Source organism: Streptomyces sp. NPDC048637 (assembly GCF_040650675.1).
Lineage (GTDB): Bacteria > Actinomycetota > Actinomycetes > Streptomycetales > Streptomycetaceae > Streptomyces.
Genome location: NZ_JBEZHQ010000001.1, coordinates 237,071 through 254,134 on the forward strand (window position 1 = coordinate 237,071; position 17,064 = coordinate 254,134).

Genomic DNA, 17,064 nt, shown 5'->3' on the forward strand with positions numbered 1-17,064 from the left:
CCCCGTCGGCCGGCAGGCCGCTCGGCCGGGACGCCCCGGGCACGACGGCTGCACGCGGCCCGTTCGGGGCGGCCGGCCGTGGCAAGGGCGGAGCCCGAACCAGTGGAGCGCGAGGCGAAGGGCGTGTGTCGTGGGTGTCGGTTTCACAGAAGAGTCGACGTCGGTGACGGTGGCGGCGTCGGCGGTGCCGGAGCGTGTCGTGCTGGCTGCCCGTCCGCAGGCGGCGCTGCGCTTGTATTGTGTGCCGCCCGCCGGGGCCGGTCCGGACTGCTATCTGCGCTGGGCGCCGCTGCTGCCGCCCTGGGTCGAGCCGTGTTCCGTGGCGCTGCCCGGCCGTGGCACGCGCGCCGCGGAACCCTCGCTGACCGACCCCGCGTATCTGAGCGCCCGGCTCGCCGCGGTACTCGACGACTGGACCGACCCCCGTCCGTTCGCGGTCTTCGGACACAGCGCGGGCGCGCTGCTGGCCTACGAGGCGACCCGCCATCTGCGGCGCACCCACGGCCGGCTGCCCTCGCTGCTGGCGCTGTCCTCGCTGTCGGCACCGCATCTTGACGCCTACAGCGCGGGCCTGCCGCCGCGGCTGACCGCCGGGCTGGAAGGCATCCGCGAACTCGTCGGCCCGATCCCCGACCAACTGCTCGCCGACGCCCGCCTGATGGCCGCGGCCTGCACCCCGCTGCTGGCCGACTGTCTGCTGCTCCTGCACTACCGGCACCGCCCCGAGCCGCCCCTCGACGTGCCGTTGGCCCTCTACGGCGGTGAACACGACCCCGTCACCAGCGTGCAGGAACTCCAGGCATGGAACGACCTGGTCACCACACCGGCCCCGACACAGCTCTTCCCCGGCGGGCACACCTATCTGCAGACGGAGACGAAAGCACTGGTCGGTCACCTCGCCCACACCCTCGCCGGCACCGTCGACGCCGCCCTCGACCGCCCCGTGGCGACGGCATGACGGCCGCCGCGCCGGCCCGCACGCCGGTCGCCGCACCCGTGCGCCGCGTGGGAGCGGCCGCCGTGGTGTGCCTGGGCCTGTTCATGCTCGGCCTGGATCTGACGGTCCTCAATGTCGCGGTACCCGACCTGCAGGGCGGCCTCGACACCTCCACCGCGCAGGTCCAGTGGATCGTCGACGGCTACGCCCTGGTCCTGGGCGGAACGGTGCTGGCCGTGGGAGCCTTCACCGACGCCTGGGGCCGACGGCGTTCCTTCGTCTGCGGTGTGGCGGTCTGCGCGGGCGCCTCGCTGGGCGGCGCGGTGGCCGCGGAGCCGTGGCAGGTGATCGCCGCGCGCTGCACGATGGGGGCCGGGGCCGCGTTGCTGATGCCGGCGACCCTGGCGGTCATCCACCATCTTTTTCCCGAAGCCCAGTTGCGCAGCCGGGCGATCGCCGCATGGGCCGCGGTCGGCGGCATGGGCGGCCTGTGCGGTCCGGTCATCGGCGGCTGGCTGGTGGAGCACTTCTCCTGGCGCGCCGCCTTCTGGATCAATCTGCCCCTGGCCGCCGTCATCATCGTCCTGGCCCTGCTCCTGGTACCCGAGTCCCATGCGCGGCGGCGGGCCGGCTTCGATGTGCCCGGTGCCGCCCTGTCCGCCGCGGGGCTGCTGGTCCTGGTGTGGTCGATCACCGAAAGCCCGCACCGCGGGTGGACCAGCCCGGCCGCCCTGACCGGATTCGCCGCCGCCGCGCTGCTGCTGGCCGCCTTCGTCCGCCGGCAGCTGCACGCGCCCGCACCCATGCTCCCGTTGTCCCTGCTGCGGGTGCCGGCCATCGGGGTGGCCGCGGCGGCCCTGGCGCTGATGTCCTTCGCCATGTTCGGGGCGCTGTTCGTGCTGACCCTCTACCTCCAGGGGGTGCTGGGCTTCAGCCCCTGGCAGGCCGGAGTGCGGACGCTGCCGCTGCCGGCCGGACTGGCCCTCGGCGCGGTGTGCGCCGTGCCGGTACGGGCACGGCTGGGCGGCCGGGTCCCCGTCGTGGGCGGCCTGGCCCTGGTGACCGCCGGCTTCGCCATCCTGGCGACCACCACCCCGGACTCCGACTACCCGCACTGCGCGGCCTTCCAGTTGGTGGCGGGCGTCGGCGCCGGACTGGTGGCGGCAGCGGCCACCGAATCGGTGATGGGCTCGGTCGCCACCGAACGAGCCGGACTCGGCTCCGCCATCAATGACGCCACCCGCCAGGTCGGCTCCGCCCTCGGGGTGGCGGTCCAGGGCTCCCTGCTCGCGGCCGTCTTCACCTCCCGGCTCTCCGCCTCGCTCATCGATCTGCATGCCCCGGCGCCGGTGGCCGCGGCGGCCCGGCACAGCATGCTGTCCGTACCCGCACAGGCCATGCGCCTGCCCGGCCCGCTGCGCAACAGCGTGCTGGCCGCCGCGCGCAGAGCCTTCACGGACGCCATGACGCTGACCGCTGTCGTCGCCGGAGTCGTCACCCTGCTCACCGCCGCGGCCGCCGCACGCTGGCTCGGCCGGCCGGACCGTCCCCACGGTGCGCCGTCTGACGGCCGTGCCCGGCTCCGTGGACCGCAGCCGGTGCCCAGGGAAGAAGAGCGTCCGGCGCTATAGAGCGATAAGTCACTCGTTCAGAGGTGCCTTCATGACCATGGCCCGGGGGCACGGTCGGCGACAGTAGAGCGCGAGACCGACCCCTGCGCACCGGCCCCCGGTGCCTGGCCGCCCCCGCCCGCCTGGAGCCACGATGAACGCCCCGTCCGCACCAGCACATCCCACGGTGCCCCGGGCTCCTGCCGCGCGGATCCGCGGAGCCTGTCCGCAGCGACGCCTAGGGGGTGTCTCTCCGCTCTCCGTGGGCCTGCGACGCCTGCCATCGCACCTCGCGGCGTTGCCGCACCGCCCACGGACACTCAGTCCGAGGGAGACGCTCCGCCTTGCGATGTACGGCACCAGACGCCGCAGGTTGCTCCACGGAGTTCGGAGAGACACCCCCTAGCCCCCGGACAGCGCCCCGCCCACGGCGGCCGGCACCACCACCCCAACCGAAGGAGTCACCCGTGCCCACCAGTGCAGAGCTGATCACCAGCACCCTCACCAAAACCTTCGACCTCGACCCGGCCGAGGTCACGCCCGAGCGCACCTTCGAGGACCTGGGCCTGGACTCCCTCGCGCTCGTCGAGATGGGCCTGATGCTGCAGGAGCGCACCGGGGTCTCCCTGGACGACGTTCCGCTGGAGACGACCATCGGCGAACTCGCCGCGCTGATGGACAGCAGTACGGCCGACAAGGCCCTGACCACCGCGCCGAACAGCACCAGCTGATGCCCGGTCAGTGCCGTGAGGTTGCCGTCACCGGGCTGGGCGTCATCAGCCCGGCCGGGATCGGCGCACGGGCAACCTGGGACGCGCTGCTCACCGGCCGGTCCACCGCCACCCGGGATCCGGGGCTCGTGGGACTGCCGGTGGACATCTCCTGTCAGGTGCCCGACTTCGACACCGCACGCCTGGTCGGCCGGAAAGCCGCCTGGCGGCTGGACCGATTCGTCGCCATGGCCCTCCTCGCGGCCCGGCACGCCGTCGCCGACGCCGGTCTCAGCCCCGCCGAGTGGGATGCCGCGCGCGTCGGAGTGGTCATGGGCACGGGCACCGGAAGCATGGAACGTTATGTCACCGAGTTCGCCAAGCTCGCGGCCGGCCGCCCGCTGGACATCTCGCCCCTCGCCATCACCCGCAGCGTGCCCAACATGGCAGCCGCCGAAATCGCGCTGGACCTGACGGCCACCGGGCCCAACTTCGCGGTCTCCACCGCCTGCGCCTCCGGCAGCAGTGCCCTCGGCATCGCCCGGGACCTGCTGCGTGCCGGAAGCTGCGACATCGTGCTGGCCGGCGGCGCGGAATCCGCCCGCCACCCCATCCCCGCGGCCTGCTTCCACCGCATGGGCGCGCTGTCCCGGCGTACGGAGGACCCCGCGGGCGCCGGCCGACCGTTCGACGCCGCACGCGACGGTTTCGTCCTCTCCGAAGGCGCCGCCGTCCTGGTGCTGGAACGCCCTGAGCACGCCCGCGCCCGCGGGGTGAGCCCGCGCGCGGAGCTGGTCGGTTACGGGGCGAGCTGCGACGCCTTCCACTACGCCGCCCCCGACCCCGAGGGCCGGGGCGCCGCTGCCGCCCTCACCGCGGCCCTGGCCGACGCCGGGCTGGCGCCCCGGGACATCGACCACATCAACGCGCACGGCACCGGAACCCGCCTGAACGACCTGGCCGAAGCCAGGGCCCTGCACACCGTCTTCCCCCAGCCTCCCGCCGTCACCTCCCTCAAAGGCGCGCTCGGCCACGCCATCGGCGCGGCGGGCGCCATCGAAGCGGCCGTCACGGTCATGAGCCTCCAGCAGGACACCATCCCGCCCACTGCCAACCACGAGGACCCCGACCTCGATATCGACCTGGACATCGTGGCCAAAGCTCCTCGCAGCACACCCCTGTCCGCCGCCGCCAGCACGTCCTTCGGCTTCGGCGGCCAGAACGCCGCCCTCGTCTTCCGGTCCGCCTGACCCGCGGGCCGGGCCGCGCACGGCCGCCGTGCCACCCCCACGGCGCGCCCGCCGCGCGTCGCCGACGGACTGTCACCGGCCGGTCCGACCTCCGCCGACCGAGGCGACGAGAGGAATCACGATGCGCCGTCGTACCGCGGCAACCGCACCCCCCGCGCTGCGCGATGCCGGCCTGCCGCCGTCCGGCGTCCGGTCCGCGAACGTCCCTCCGGGCCGCGGCGACACCTGCGCGGCCGGCCTCGGGCCGGACACCGTCGACGCGGATGTGCCGGCCGCCGTGGGACGGATGCTCGGCAGCGTCCTCGGTGAGCAGGTCGCGCGGGCGGCCGAGGTCGAGGGCACCTTCGCACGGGATGTGGCCGCGCGGGTCGCGCGCTTCACCCTGGAAGGGGGCAAGCGCACCCGCTCCCAGTTCCTGTGGTGGGGGCTACGGTCCTGCGAGGAGCGGCCGGATGCCTGTGCGGTGGAGCCGGCGCTCCGGGTGTCCGCCGCTGTCGAACTCATCCAGACGTGTGCGCTCATCCACGACGATGCCATGGACCGGTCACCGCTGCGCCGCGGCAGGCCCGCGGTCCACGCCGAATTCGCCGACCAGTACGCGACGCCGGGCACCGCGGAAGCGGCCCGGCGGTTCGGCACCTCCGCCGCCGTGCTCACCGGTGATCTCGCCCTCGCCTGGGCGGACGACACGGTCGCCGGCGCGGAACTCGACGCGGAGACCGGCCCCCGGGTACGGCACCTCTGGCGGGCGATGCGGATGGAAATGGTGGCCGGCCAGTACCTCGACCTCTACGGCCAGATCGCCGGCTCCCGTTCCGCGGCGCTGGCCGTCCGTACCGCGTACCTCAAGAGTGCGCGCTACTCGGTGGAGCGGCCGCTGGCGCTCGGCGCGGCCCTGGCCGGCGCCGGTGAGCCCACCACCCGGGCACTGTGCGCCGCCGGCCGCTGCGCCGGGGTCGCCTTCCAGTTCCAGGACGATCTGATGGGGGTGTTCGGGGACCAGGAGCGGACCGGCAAACCGTCCGGCGGCGACATCCGGGAGGGCAAGCTCACCTATCTGCTGGCGGTCGGCCGGGCCCGCGCCATGGAGCGCGGTGACCGGGTGGCCCTCGCGCTCCTGGACCGCTGTGTCGGCGACAGCGAACTGGACGCCGCGGACCTGGAGCGGGTGCGCGCCGTCCTTGTCGCCACCGGAGCCCTCGACCTCGTCGAACTGCGCATCCACCGGCTGGTCGCGCGCAGCATCCGCCACCTGGACACGGCCGCCCTGGAACCCTCCGCGGCCGCCCGGCTGCGCAGCCTCTTCGCTTCCGTCGCCGGCCTCCGCACCGCCACCGGCCGGCCGTGCCCGGCACCGGTAACCGGCGGCGTCACCTCACCCGTTCCCGCCGGGGCGGCCGAAAGGGGCCACGCATGAGAACCGTCAAGGGCCCCACCGACCACGTGGTGGTGGTCGGCGCCGGTCTCTCCGGTCTGTCCGCCGCGCTGCATCTGCTCGGCGCCGGCCGGCGGGTGACGGTCGTCGAGCGTGCGGCGCTGCCCGGCGGCCGGGCCGGCCGGATCGAGAGCGGCGGCTACCGCTTCGACACCGGCCCGACCGTGCTGACCATGCCGGACCTCATCGACGAGGCGTTCGCCGCGGTCGGCGAACGGCTCACCGACCGGATGGAGCTGCGGCCCCTGCACCCGGCGTACCGTGCCCAGTTCGCCGACGGCAGCGAGCTGGACGTCCACACCGACGCGGAGGCCATGGAGGCCGAGGTCGAACGGTTCGCCGGGCCCGGGGCCGCGGACGGCTACCGCCGGCTGCGCCGCTGGCTCCAGCAGCTGTACGCGGTCCAGCGCCACCGCTTCATCGACACCAACTTCGACTCACCGCTGCAGCTGATGCACCCGGACCTGGTCCGCCTCGCCGCACTCGGGGGATTCGGCCGGCTCGACGACCGGATCGGCCGCTTCCTGCCCGACGCCCGGCTGCGCAGGGTCTTCTCCTTCCAGGCGCTCTATGCCGGGGTACCGCCCGCGCGCGCCCTGGCCGCCTACGCCGTCATCGCCTACATGGACACGGTCGCCGGGGTGTACTTCCCCCGCGGCGGGATGTACGCCCTGCCCCGGGCCATGGCGGACGCGGCCGCCGACGCCGGCGCCGTCTTCCGCTACGGCCACCACGTCACCCGGCTGGAACGCACCGGCGACCGGATCACGGCGGTGGTCACCCCGCACGAGCGCATCCCCTGCGACGCGGTGGTCCTCACCCCCGACCTGCCGGTCGTCCACCGGCTGCTCGGCCGACGCCCCCGCCGCCCGGTCCGGCTCCGTCACTCGCCGTCCGCGGTGATCCTGCACGCCGGCACCGACCGGACCTGGCCGCGTCTGGCGCACCACACGATCTCCTTCGGCGCCGCCTGGGAGCGGACCTTCGAGGAACTCACCCGCACCGGCCGGCTGATGAGCGACCCCTCCCTGCTGGTCACCCGCCCCACCGCCTCCGACCCGCAACTCGCCCCGCCGGGGCGCCACTTGCACTACATCCTGGCGCCCTGCCCCAACACCGACACCGGCCCCGGCGCAGGGGAGTGGCGCGACCTCGCCCCCCGGTACCGGGACAGCCTGCTCGCCGTCCTCGAACGCCGGGGACTCACCGGCATCGGCGCCGCCATCGAGGAGCACCACCTGGTCACACCGGCCGACTGGACCGCACAGGGGCTCGCCGCCGGAACGCCGTTCTCCGCCGCACACACCTTTGCGCAGACGGGCCCCTTCCGCCCCCGCAACCTCGTACGCGACACTGAGAACGCCGTACTCGCGGGCTGCGGCACCACGCCAGGGGTCGGCGTCCCCACCGTCCTGATCTCCGGCAAGCTCGCCGCGGCCCGGATCACCGGCCTGCGGCCCCCGCGCTCCACCGCCGGTTCGTCCCGCCCCGCCACGAGAGGCATCCCGGCATGACCGCACGCGAACTGGACGCCGCAGGCGTCACCGATCCCCGCCTCCGCGAGGCCTACGCCCACTGCCGCCGGCTCAACGCCCGGCACGGCAAGACCTACTTCCTCGCCACCCGGCTGCTGCCCGCAGCACGCCGGCCGGCCGTACACGCCCTGTACGGCTTCGCCCGCTGGGCCGACGACATCGTCGACGACCCCGCCACCGGCCACACCACCGCGGACCGCGCATGCGCGCTCGACGCCCTCCAGCAGTGCCTCGACACCGGCTTGCGGGGCGGTGAGAGCACCGAGCCGGTGGTGCGCGCGGTGGCACACACCGCGGCCGTCCACGGCATCGACCACCGTCACTTCGCGGACTTCATGACGTCCATGCGCAGCGATCTGACGGTGACGGACTACCCGACCTACGCCGATCTGCGGCGCTATATGCACGGCTCCGCCGCGGTGATGGGGCTGCAGATGCTGCCGGTGCTCGGCACCGTCGTGCCACAGGAGGAAGCCGTGCCGCACGCCGCGGCCCTCGGCATCGCCTTCCAGCTCACCAACTTCCTGCGCGATGTCGGCGAAGACCTCGACCGGGGCCGCGTCTACCTCCCCGCCGACCTGCTCGCGGCGCACGGCGTCGACCGCGCACTGCTCCGCTGGAGCCGGGACACCGGCCTCCCGGACCCGCGGATCACCGCGGCCCTGGCGGCGGCCGCCGAACTCACCCGCGGGGTCTACCGCGAGGCGGCACCCGGCCTCGCCATGCTCGACCCGGTCTCCCGCCCGTGCATCCGCACCGCGTTCGTCCTCTACGGCGCCATCCTCGACGCCGTGCGCGACGACGGGTACGCCGTGCTGCACCGCCGCGCCGTGGTCTCCCGCCGACGCCGCGCGGCCACCGCCCTCGGCGGTCTGGCCCGCCTCGCCGTCACCCGCGTCACCGCCCGGCCGCCCGGTACGCGACGGGGCAGGGTGCCGGACTACGCGCAGGAGGAAACCCCATGACCCAGGAGGCCCGCCGTCCCCCGCGGCTCCCGCTCCGGGTGCGCCGCAGGCCCCTGTCATGGGAACAGCAGCGTCCCACCTGGCGCGATGCGAAACCCGCGCGCATCGCCGACGCCGTCAAGGCCGCACTCGCGCGGCCGTCCGGCAACTGGTTCGTCCTCGGTGCGTCCCACGACATCGGCGCGGACCGGGCCGTCGGCCGCACCGTCGCCGGGACCGAGGTCGTCGTCTGGCGGGACGCCGGCGGCCGCCTGCTCGCCGGACCCGGCGCCTGCCCGCACCTCGGCGCACCCCTCGCGCAGGGGCCCGTGCGCTGTGGCATCCTCCGCTGCCGGTGGCACGGACTCGCCCTGGACGGTGCCCCGTTCGCCGGCTGGGAGCCGTTCCCCGCCCACGACGACGGGCTGCTGGCCTGGGTACGGCTCGATGAGGCGGGCGGCGAACGCCCGCTGCCACAGCCCGTGCTGCCCGCCCGGCCGACGCCGGCGGGCACTGTCGCCGCCGTCTACACCGGCACCGGCGGATGCGAACCCGAGGACGTGCTGGCCAACCGCCTCGATCCTTGGCACGGTGCCTGGTTCCACCCCTACTCCTTCGTCGACCTCACCGTGGTCGACACCCCCGCGGAGCACGCCGGGAAACCGTCCGACGGCATCACCGTCGAGGTCTCCTTCAAGGTCGCCGGACGGGCGGTGGTGCCGGTCACGGCGCTGTTCACCGCCCCCGGGCCCCGTACGGTGGTGATGCGCATCCTGGAAGGCGAAGGGCAGGGATCCGTGGTGGAAACCCATGCCACACCGCTGGGCCCGGACGACCGGGGACGCCCGCGCACCGCGGTCATCGAAGCGATCGTCGCCACCTCCCGGCGCCCCGGATTCGCCCTGGCACGCGCGGCCGCGCCCGCCCTGCGTCCGCTGATGCGCGCCGCCGCGCGACGGCTGTGGCGGGACGATCTGGCCTACGCCGAGCGCCGCTGGGAACTGCGCAGCAGCGGACGCCACCCGGGCTGAACCGGCCGGCGGCCGCGTACCCCGCCGGTGCGGGCTCGCGGCGCGCCCCGGTCACCGCCCGGCCCGCCGGGCCGCCCACCGCAGGGCCGCCGACCGCCCCCGGTCCGGCACGGTCCACAGGGTCTGGCCGCGTACGCCCCAGCGCGCCAGCAGCGCGTTGGCCGCGAGGAATCCGGTCGTCGCGGCCCGCTCCATCAGCGCCACCGGGAACGAGGTCCGCACCGTGTCGCCCGCGACCACCACCTGGGGGTCGGGGGTGTGCACGGTGGGCCGGTCGTCGAAGCCGCCCACCGGGAACAGCGGACAGTCCGCGCGCCACTCATGACGCCGGTCGATGATCCGGACACCGTGGGTCTCCGGATAGACCGCGCTCAACTGCCGTACCAGGCGGCGCTGTTCGCGCTCCCGGTCGGCTCCCGGGGCGACGGCGTAGGCGTGCAGTTCGAGCACCGAGCCGCCGGTGCGGGCGGACCAGCGGGCCGCCTCGCCTTCCCAGCGCTCCAGCACGCTGACATTGTCCAGCGAGCCGAAACCGCTGGTGCCCAGGAAACCGGGCCGGTCGGCGGACACCCGCCGCTCCAGCCACAGCCGGGACACCAGAAAGGGCGGCGCGGTCCGCAGCCGCCCGATCCGCGCCCGCCAGGCGGCGTCCCCCACCGCGGGTGAGGCGGCGACGAGGCGGCGCAGCCCGCCCGGGTCCAGCGCCAGCACCACCGCGTCGAACCGGCGGTCCGCACCCTCCCCGGCGACGTGCACCCCACCACCCGCCACCGGCTCGACCTGCGTCACCTCCGTGTCCGTGCGGACCCGGACGCCGTGCCCCGCCAGATACCGGCCGAGGGGGTGCCACAGCGCCTGCGGGAACGGCTCGTCGGGCACATCGAACAGCAGCCCTTCACTGGAGCCGAGGAAATAGATGTGGAACATCAACACCAGCTCCGCGGCCGACAGTTCCCGCGGGTCCGCGAAGAAGCTCCGGGAGAACACCTCGAACGCCAGGTGACGCGCGGCTTCGGGAAACCGGATACGGGCGAGGAAGTCCCAGGCGCTGATGCGGTCCAGCTGCCGATAGACCTGCGGCACCCGTACGTCCAGCAGCGGCAGGGCGGCGCCGGGGCGCATCCGCGCCAGGTCCCGCCAGGTGAAGGTGGGGCTGAGCGCCACAAAGCCCAGTGCGCTCCAGGGCGGTGTCCGGGGCACCCGCGCGAAGCTGTCCCGCAGGCCCGAACGGTGGTGCAGCGGATAGTCGGGCAGCCGTCTGAGCATCCCCAGCCCCGGGTCGACCCGGCGCAGCAGCCCCCGCAGGTTGTAGTACTGCGGAAAGAACGCATGGAACCCGCGGCTCATCGTCGCCGCCGAGCCGTCGGCCAGCTGCACGGGCCAGCCCGCCAGCCGGCCGCCGAGGACCCCGGCACGTTCGTACAGCGTCACCCGCACCCCGCGCTCGGCCAGCGCGGTCGCGGCGGCGAGGCCCGCGATCCCGCCGCCGATGACCGCCACCTCCGGACCGCCGGCCGCCGCCCGGTCCCGCCCCGGCGGCCCCGGCACCGTCCGGGCCCGGCGGTCGCGTCCGCGCCGCGCGGCCCCGCCGTCGTCGCGTCGGGGTGTCACGCCTCCTCCTCGTGGGTGCCGGCCGTGGCCGCGACGAAGGTGTGGGTGATACCGGTCTGCCAGCCGGGCAGCGGCAGGGCCCGCACCTGCCGGAAGCCCGCCCGGCGCAGCCGCCCGGTGAACTCCGCGGCGCTGTCGAACGCGAGGACGCTGCGCCACAGATGGCGGTACAGCCCGGCGTCCCCCGCGAGCCGCCCGGCCGGCCGCAGGATTCCGGTGCACACCGCCGTCCACACGGCGCGGGACACTGCACCGCCGGACAGGGTGTAGTCATGAACGGCCAGCCGCCCGCCCGGCGTCAGCGTCTCCCGCACCGCCCCGAGCACCGCATCCGGGTCCGTGACATTGCGGAAGAGGTACGCGGCGAAGACGGCGTCGAAGCCACCGGTCACGCCCGCGTCGGCCAGTCGTTCCACCGGCGCGTGCACGAAGGAGACCCCGCGCGGCCAGGGCTTGCCGGCGGCGCGCGCCAGCATGCCGGCCGAGGCGTCGACGGCGACGATCTCGGCGTGCGGGGCGACGGCGAGCAGCGCCGCCGTCGAGGCGCCGGTGCCGCACCCCAGATCCAGCAGGCGCAGTCCACGGCCTTCGCCGGGCAGTCCCAACCGCCGTGCGGAGCGCCGCAGTTGGCCGTGGTAGCCGGGGTTCACCGCGACCAGCCGGTCATAGCTGCGGGACGCGTGGTCGAAGGCGGCGGACAGCTCGCCGTCGTGCAGCAGTGCCATGGATGTCTCTCCTCCGGTCCGGGGGCGCATGAGCGGGCGGGGTCACCGCACGGCGGTGCGGCGTGGCAGCAGCGGGAGTTCGGCGACGGTGCGGAGCATGGGCAGCACCGGGGTGCGCAGACCGATGGTGACGTCCTCCCACAGACGGGAGCGGCCGTCGAGAAACCGCAGCAGCCGCTCCATCGGCACCGTGCGGAACAGCCCGGTGAAGAATTCGGCGCCGTCCACCCGGCCGCTGTCCAGCGCACGCAGCAGCACCGCGTCCATGGTCCGGTGCCAGGCGGAGTGCGGGGGAGGGGTGACCGGTGGCCGGCCGGCCCGCAGCGCGGCCGCGATGAGCGCCGTCTGCCGCTGTACGGAGGCGAAGGTGTACCCGGTCGACGGACGGGTGGCGCCGCCCGCGGTCCCGATGCGGAACACCGCGCGGCCCGCCCGGCGCGGAAAGCGGCCGTCGGTCATCGGGATCGCGCCCTGCTCGACCGCCGTGACACGGAACGCGCCCAGCCGCAGCACCTGTCCGGTGTAGTGACGCAGGGCCCGTTCGTAGACAGCGGTCTCCACGGCCCGTCGGGAGAACTCCGTGTACTCCACCAGCGCGGCACAGTCGCTGAGCGGCAGGACGTATCCGAAGGACAGACCATGGCCGGGCTGCGGGGTACGGAAGTCCATCAGATCCGCGGTCGTGGGATCGAACTCCGGGCGCCGGGTGCGGAGGAACCAGCCCCGGAAGTGCTGCTGGAGGGTGGTCCGCGCCGGAGGGAGCCGCCCGGCCGGGCGGGAGTCGAAGGCCCAGCGGGCCCGGAGGGTCACCGGCCGCCCCGTCGCATCGTGCCCCCGCACCTCGGCCCCGCCGGAGACGTCCCGTACGGACTCCACCGTCGCCTCGGCCCGGACCACGGCATCCTGTCCGGCGAGCCGGGCGTCCACCAGGGCCTCGAAGTCAGGCGACCGCAGCATCTTGTACCGGAAGGGCTCCGGCCGTCCCGCCATGGCCTCACCGCCGGGCCCGTGCACCCGCAGCCGTTCCCACGACGCGGTCAGGGCGTCGTCGAACGCGCCGCCCGGCGCCTCCCAGTAACACCAGGTCCGCTCCTGGGGGGTGAGCGGTCCGCGCGGTGCGTCGACGAGCACCACCCGCAGCGGCCGGCCGCCGGCCGCCGGTGCACACAGCCGGTAGGCGAGCGACAGCCCGGCCGCGCCCGCGCCCACGATGACGGCATCCGCGTCCCGCACGCCCAGTCCTCTCGCCGCCTCGATGCCCCCGCGGTGATCCTTCCGCAGGACCGGCCCGGGAGGCGGCATCCGACGCGCGGAAATCCGGCAAGCCCGTCGCGGTGAACCGGTCAGTCCGCTTCCGTGGCGGTGGTGGCCGACCCGGGTGCGGTGCCCGCCGGGGCGTCCGCGAGAATCCACTCCGACCAATCCAGGTGTCGCACGGCGCCGAATCACTCGTGACCACGTCACAGTCCGGAGGTGTCCATGCCCGTCGCAGCCCGCGGCGACCGATACCCAGCGCCGCACACCGGTGCTCTGGAATCACTGCTCGACCGCGTCGCACGCGGCGACCAGTACGCGTTCGAGAGTCTCTACACGGCGGTGGCCGGCTCCGTACTGGGCCTGGTGCGCCGGGTGGTACGGGATCCGGCGCAGTCCGAGGAGGTCGCGCAGGAGGTGCTGATCGAGGTGTGGCGGTCCGCGGCCCGCTTCGACGCACGGCAGGGCAGCGCCATGGCCTGGATCATGATGATGGCTCACCGTCGTGCGGTGGACCGGGTGCGCTCGGTCCAGGCGGCGGCCGACCGTGACCAACGGGCCGGGGTGGGTGCCTACACCGCCCCCTTCGACGAGGTCAGCGAGCAGGTCGAGCGGCGCCTGGAGCGTGAGCAGGTGCGCCGCTGCCTGGAGCAACTCACCGATCTGCAACGGGAGTCGGTGACGCTCGCCTACTACCGCGGCTACACCTACCGGGAGACCGCCGACCTGTTGGGCGCGGCGCTGGGCACGGTCAAGACACGACTGCGGGACGGTCTCATCCGGCTCCGCGACTGCCTGGGGGTGTCGGCATGAGCACCATCGATCTGCACACACTGACCGGCGCCTACGCACTGGGCGCGTTGTCCGAGCAGGAGTCCGCCGAGTTCACCCGCCACCTGGCGCAGTGCCGGGCCTGCACCCAGGAAGTGCGGGAACTGCAGGAAACCGCGGCCCGGCTGGCCCTGGCCGTGGCCGAGGTGCCCCCGGCCGGTCTGCGCACCCGGGTGATGGCCGCACTGCCCGAGGTCAGGCAACTGCCGCCGAGAGGGCACCGGGCGACCGTGGTCCCGCTGCGCCGAGGGCTACGGCACCGGCTGCCCTACCTTGCGGCCGCCGCCTGCCTGGTCGTCGCCGCGCTCGCCGGCGGGCTGGCCGTCAACGCCCGGAACGAGGCCGACCAGCAGCGGGACCGTACGGTCCGCGCCGAACAGCAAGCGGCCGCGGTCAGCGCCCTGATGGCCGCCCCCGACGCCACCTTCCACACCGCTGCGCTCAAGGGCGGCGGCAGCGGGACGGTCGTCGCCTCCAAGCGGAGGGGACAGTCCGCCTTCCTGTACCACGGCCTGCCGGCGCTGTCCGGTCAGCGGGTGTACGAACTCTGGTACAGCCGCAACGGCACCATGGAGCCCGCCGGGCTCGTCGAGACCGGCAGCTCGTCCGGCGCGATGCTGCTGACCGGCGGACCCCAGGGCGCGGACGGTGTCGGTGTCACGGCGGAACCCGCAGGCGGCTCCAGCCGGCCCACCACCCCGCCGCTGGCCGTCCTTCGGGTGTGACCTTCCCACCCGCCTGACCGGACGCCGCCGGCTGCCGGCCCCACCACGGGCCGGCGGCCGGCTGGGAGCCTTTCCCTGCAGGTCCCGGCCCGCCGCCGCGGCTCAACCTCCCCGCCCGGCGAACCCGTCTCCCCTCTGTGCGACCGGACCCTGGTGCTGCTGCACGGCACGGCCGACCGGGTCACCGACGCCGAAGGCTCCTGGCGCTTCGCCGACCGCGCCCGACGGGCGGGGGCCCGCGTCCACACCGTCGCCATGCCACGCGGCGGACACACCATGCTCCGTGACGCTCGTCACTGGCACCGGCTGACCGTGGACCGCGTCGCCGCCCTTCTGGACGGCACCCCCGTGCACGACGCGGCGGACGGAGTGCGCCCGGAGTAGCGCCCCGGACGGGAGCACCGTCCCTTGACGCCCGGTCAGCCACGCCCGTTCGGGCGGGGCATGAGGAGTTTTCGTGCCTCTTTGCCTACGCGGTGACACATGACAGAGACAGTGCGTACGCGCTCGCCGCTTTTCAGTCAAGAGGAACGCTGGAAACGAGCAAAAGAGGCAACTAACTGACCAGATTGTCGCGTCTTCCGTGCAGAGTCATAAGTAGGGGCTTTCCACCCCTGCCCCGTGCCAGGGACTCGGAAACCGACCTTTGAAGGAGATGGAATGCGACCGTTTGCGTTGAGCTACGCCCGTCCGGCGGCGAAGTCATCGACCAGCACGCCGTACAGCTATGACGCCACGCGGCAACTCAACGTCCTGCCGGACGGGCGCCCGGCCACCTGCAGCCGGGCGGTGCTGCTGGCGACCGGCACCACTGCCTCCACTGCCGGTTCCAAGACCCACTTCGACGACTGAGCGCCCATGACCGTCCTGGTCCTGACCTGCGAGGAAGATTTGACGGCGGACATCGTGGTGTCGACGCTGCAGGACCTCGGTGTCCCGCTCGTCCGACTCGACCCCGCCGACCTGCCCGGGAGGGTCTCCCTGTCCGCGGAGTACGCGGAGAACGACTTCCACGGATATCTGAAATCCGGCGAACGCATGGTGAGCCTGGGCAGCCTGCGTTCGGTCTGGGTGCGCCGGCCCGGTACCCCCGGGGCCCGCACCGCAGAACAGTCCGCCTGGATCACTGCCGAGGCCGAACAGGCGCTCTACGGCATGCTGACCAGCACTCAGGCACGCTGGATGAACCATCCTGTCGCGTCCGCGCAGGCGCGCTACAAGCCCTGGCAGCTCCATCTCGCCCACCGGAGCGGCTTCCTCGTACCCGCCACGCTGCTCACCACGTTCCCCGCGATGGCCCGGCAGTTCGCCGCCGCCCACCAGGACCTGGTGGTGAAATCGGTGAGCGGAAAACACCCCGGTGACCCTCCGATGGTGCTGCCCACCACGCGTATCAGCCCGGACACGGACTTCTCCGGGGTGGCAGCCGGGCCGACCCTGCTCCAGCAGCACATCCCCAAGGAGGCCGATATCCGGCTGACCTGCGTCGGTGAACACCTCTTCGCCGCCCGCAAGAAAGCCGATCCGGAAGAAGTGGACAGCCGCTTCACCCACCACGGCACCTGGGAGCCCGTCGAGGTGCCCGACGCCGTCCAACGAGGCGTGCATTCCTATCTGAGTGCCGCTCAACTCGCCTACGGTGCTTTTGATTTCGCCGAGGACCCGGACGGCGCCTGGTGGTTCCTGGAATGCAACCAGGGCGGCCAGTTCGGCTTCATCCAGTTGGAGACCGACCAGCCCATCGCCCAGGCCATCGCCACCTGGCTCGCGGTGGAACCCTGATCCCGGAGCGGCGGTTGACCGGGACACCCCCGTAGCCCTGCCGCTTTCCGGCTATTTGCTCAACACATTCGCGATCACGATGAGCAGACCGATCATCACATCCACGCCACCGACCCGAAAGGACGCCGCCCAGCCCCGACCCGCCACCCGGGCCGCCCAGACCCCCCAGCCGAACAGCGCCACCATGTTGAGCGACAGCGCGACCTCGATCGCGCTCTCCTCGCCCCACCAGTTCGCGTATGCGCCGAGCAGCGCGGCCATGGTGGGCACCATCGCGACCACCAGCGGCCATTCGGTCAGCATCGAACGGACCGCGCTCGCGGTGACCTGTGTGTCGTCGCTCGTCCGGTGCGCGATGGAGTGCGCGTAGCCATGTGCCGCGGCCGACGCCACGGCCGTCAGCGCCACCCACAGCGCGTCGTAGCCGGGGTCCGGCGGCCTGCCTTCATGCCCCAGAGCAGCCGCCAGAGCGCTGGCGAGCACCGAACCGTACACCCCGCCGAACAGCAGTCGCTGCAGGGGTTCCGCTCGTCTGCCCGGCGGCTGCACGGATACGCTGCGGCTTTCTGACAAGGCGCCACCTCACAGGACCGACGGGGCTTCCCCGCTTCGGGATGAACACCCGAGATGTAGCAGCCCCCGGTACCGATCTGTCCGAAGCTACGCCGACAGGCCCGGCGATTT

17 protein-coding genes are annotated in these 17,064 nt (G+C 73.7%); 13 read left to right on the top strand and 4 right to left on the bottom strand.

Annotation, left to right across the window (positions count from 1 at the left end; all coding sequences use genetic code 11):
- Nucleotides 1-130: 130 nt before the first annotated feature.
- The 8 genes from AB0C46_RS01190 to AB0C46_RS01225 all read left to right on the top strand — a co-directional run bounded on the left by AB0C46_RS01190 (nucleotide 131) and on the right by AB0C46_RS01225 (nucleotide 9,452).
- Nucleotides 131-958 carry an alpha/beta fold hydrolase gene (locus AB0C46_RS01190; RefSeq protein ID WP_362824734.1) on the top strand — a complete coding sequence of 276 codons (828 nt, stop codon included), beginning with the start codon at nucleotides 131-133 and terminating at the stop codon, nucleotides 956-958.
- Nucleotides 955-2,568, top strand: coding sequence for an MFS transporter (locus AB0C46_RS01195; protein ID WP_362824736.1), 1,614 nt, complete (start codon nucleotides 955-957; stop codon nucleotides 2,566-2,568). The genes AB0C46_RS01190 and AB0C46_RS01195 overlap by 4 nt, the downstream gene beginning before the upstream one ends.
- A 446-nt stretch (nucleotides 2,569-3,014) precedes the next feature.
- Entirely contained in the window at nucleotides 3,015-3,278 is a 264-nt protein-coding gene (locus AB0C46_RS01200) for an acyl carrier protein (RefSeq protein ID WP_362824738.1), read from the top strand.
- Nucleotides 3,278-4,507: a beta-ketoacyl-[acyl-carrier-protein] synthase family protein gene (locus AB0C46_RS01205; protein WP_362824740.1), complete on the top strand. Its 1,230-nt coding sequence runs from the start codon at nucleotides 3,278-3,280 to the stop codon at nucleotides 4,505-4,507. Before AB0C46_RS01200 ends, AB0C46_RS01205 begins: the two co-directional genes overlap by 1 nt.
- A 121-nt stretch (nucleotides 4,508-4,628) precedes the next feature.
- A complete protein-coding gene (locus AB0C46_RS01210) occupies nucleotides 4,629-5,924 on the top strand; it encodes a polyprenyl synthetase family protein (RefSeq protein ID WP_362824741.1) in 1,296 nt (431 codons plus the stop codon).
- Complete coding sequence (gene crtI / locus AB0C46_RS01215; protein ID WP_362824743.1) at nucleotides 5,921-7,456, top strand: phytoene desaturase family protein; 1,536 nt, start codon at nucleotides 5,921-5,923, stop codon at nucleotides 7,454-7,456. The genes AB0C46_RS01210 and crtI overlap by 4 nt, the downstream gene beginning before the upstream one ends.
- A complete protein-coding gene (locus AB0C46_RS01220; RefSeq protein WP_362824744.1) occupies nucleotides 7,453-8,442 on the top strand; it encodes a phytoene/squalene synthase family protein in 990 nt (329 codons plus the stop codon). The genes crtI and AB0C46_RS01220 overlap by 4 nt, the downstream gene beginning before the upstream one ends.
- Nucleotides 8,439-9,452, top strand: a complete 1,014-nt coding sequence (locus AB0C46_RS01225) for a DUF5914 domain-containing protein (protein WP_362824745.1) — start codon at nucleotides 8,439-8,441, stop codon at nucleotides 9,450-9,452. Before AB0C46_RS01220 ends, AB0C46_RS01225 begins: the two co-directional genes overlap by 4 nt.
- 51 nt (nucleotides 9,453-9,503) lie before the next feature.
- Here AB0C46_RS01225 and AB0C46_RS01230 read toward each other — a convergent pair whose 3' ends face one another.
- From AB0C46_RS01230 to AB0C46_RS01240, 3 genes are read right to left on the bottom strand one after another with little or no spacing between them, the layout of a single operon-like run.
- Nucleotides 9,504-11,063, bottom strand: a complete 1,560-nt coding sequence (locus AB0C46_RS01230) for an FAD-dependent oxidoreductase (protein ID WP_362824747.1) — start codon at nucleotides 11,061-11,063, stop codon at nucleotides 9,504-9,506.
- Entirely contained in the window at nucleotides 11,060-11,788 is a 729-nt protein-coding gene (locus AB0C46_RS01235; protein ID WP_362824748.1) for a class I SAM-dependent methyltransferase, read from the bottom strand. The genes AB0C46_RS01230 and AB0C46_RS01235 overlap by 4 nt, the downstream gene beginning before the upstream one ends.
- Before the next feature lie 42 nt (nucleotides 11,789-11,830).
- Nucleotides 11,831-13,021 (bottom strand): lycopene cyclase family protein, encoded by a 1,191-nt coding sequence (locus tag AB0C46_RS01240; RefSeq protein ID WP_362824750.1) that lies wholly within the window; start codon nucleotides 13,019-13,021, stop codon nucleotides 11,831-11,833.
- A gap of 246 nt (nucleotides 13,022-13,267) precedes the next feature.
- Here AB0C46_RS01240 and sigK point away from each other — a divergent pair, with 246 nt between their 5' ends.
- The 5 genes from sigK to tgmB all read left to right on the top strand — a co-directional run bounded on the left by sigK (nucleotide 13,268) and on the right by tgmB (nucleotide 16,380).
- Entirely contained in the window at nucleotides 13,268-13,855 is a 588-nt protein-coding gene (gene sigK, locus AB0C46_RS01245) for an ECF RNA polymerase sigma factor SigK (protein ID WP_362824752.1), read from the top strand.
- On the top strand, nucleotides 13,852-14,598 hold the full coding sequence (locus AB0C46_RS01250) for an anti-sigma factor (protein WP_362824754.1): 747 nt from the start codon (nucleotides 13,852-13,854) through the stop codon (nucleotides 14,596-14,598). The genes sigK and AB0C46_RS01250 overlap by 4 nt, the downstream gene beginning before the upstream one ends.
- A gap of 153 nt (nucleotides 14,599-14,751) precedes the next feature.
- Nucleotides 14,752-14,982, top strand: coding sequence for a hypothetical protein (locus AB0C46_RS01255; RefSeq protein WP_362824756.1), 231 nt, complete (start codon nucleotides 14,752-14,754; stop codon nucleotides 14,980-14,982).
- A 276-nt stretch (nucleotides 14,983-15,258) separates the two neighbouring features.
- Nucleotides 15,259-15,450: a putative ATP-grasp-modified RiPP gene (gene tgmA / locus AB0C46_RS01260; protein ID WP_026169961.1), complete on the top strand. Its 192-nt coding sequence runs from the start codon at nucleotides 15,259-15,261 to the stop codon at nucleotides 15,448-15,450.
- Between the two features lie 6 nt (nucleotides 15,451-15,456).
- Complete coding sequence (tgmB, locus tag AB0C46_RS01265) at nucleotides 15,457-16,380, top strand: ATP-grasp ribosomal peptide maturase (RefSeq protein WP_362824757.1); 924 nt, start codon at nucleotides 15,457-15,459, stop codon at nucleotides 16,378-16,380.
- Between the two features lie 51 nt (nucleotides 16,381-16,431).
- Here tgmB and AB0C46_RS01270 read toward each other — a convergent pair whose 3' ends face one another.
- A complete protein-coding gene (locus tag AB0C46_RS01270; RefSeq protein ID WP_362824759.1) occupies nucleotides 16,432-16,953 on the bottom strand; it encodes a hypothetical protein in 522 nt (173 codons plus the stop codon).
- Nucleotides 16,954-17,064 lie beyond the last annotated feature (111 nt).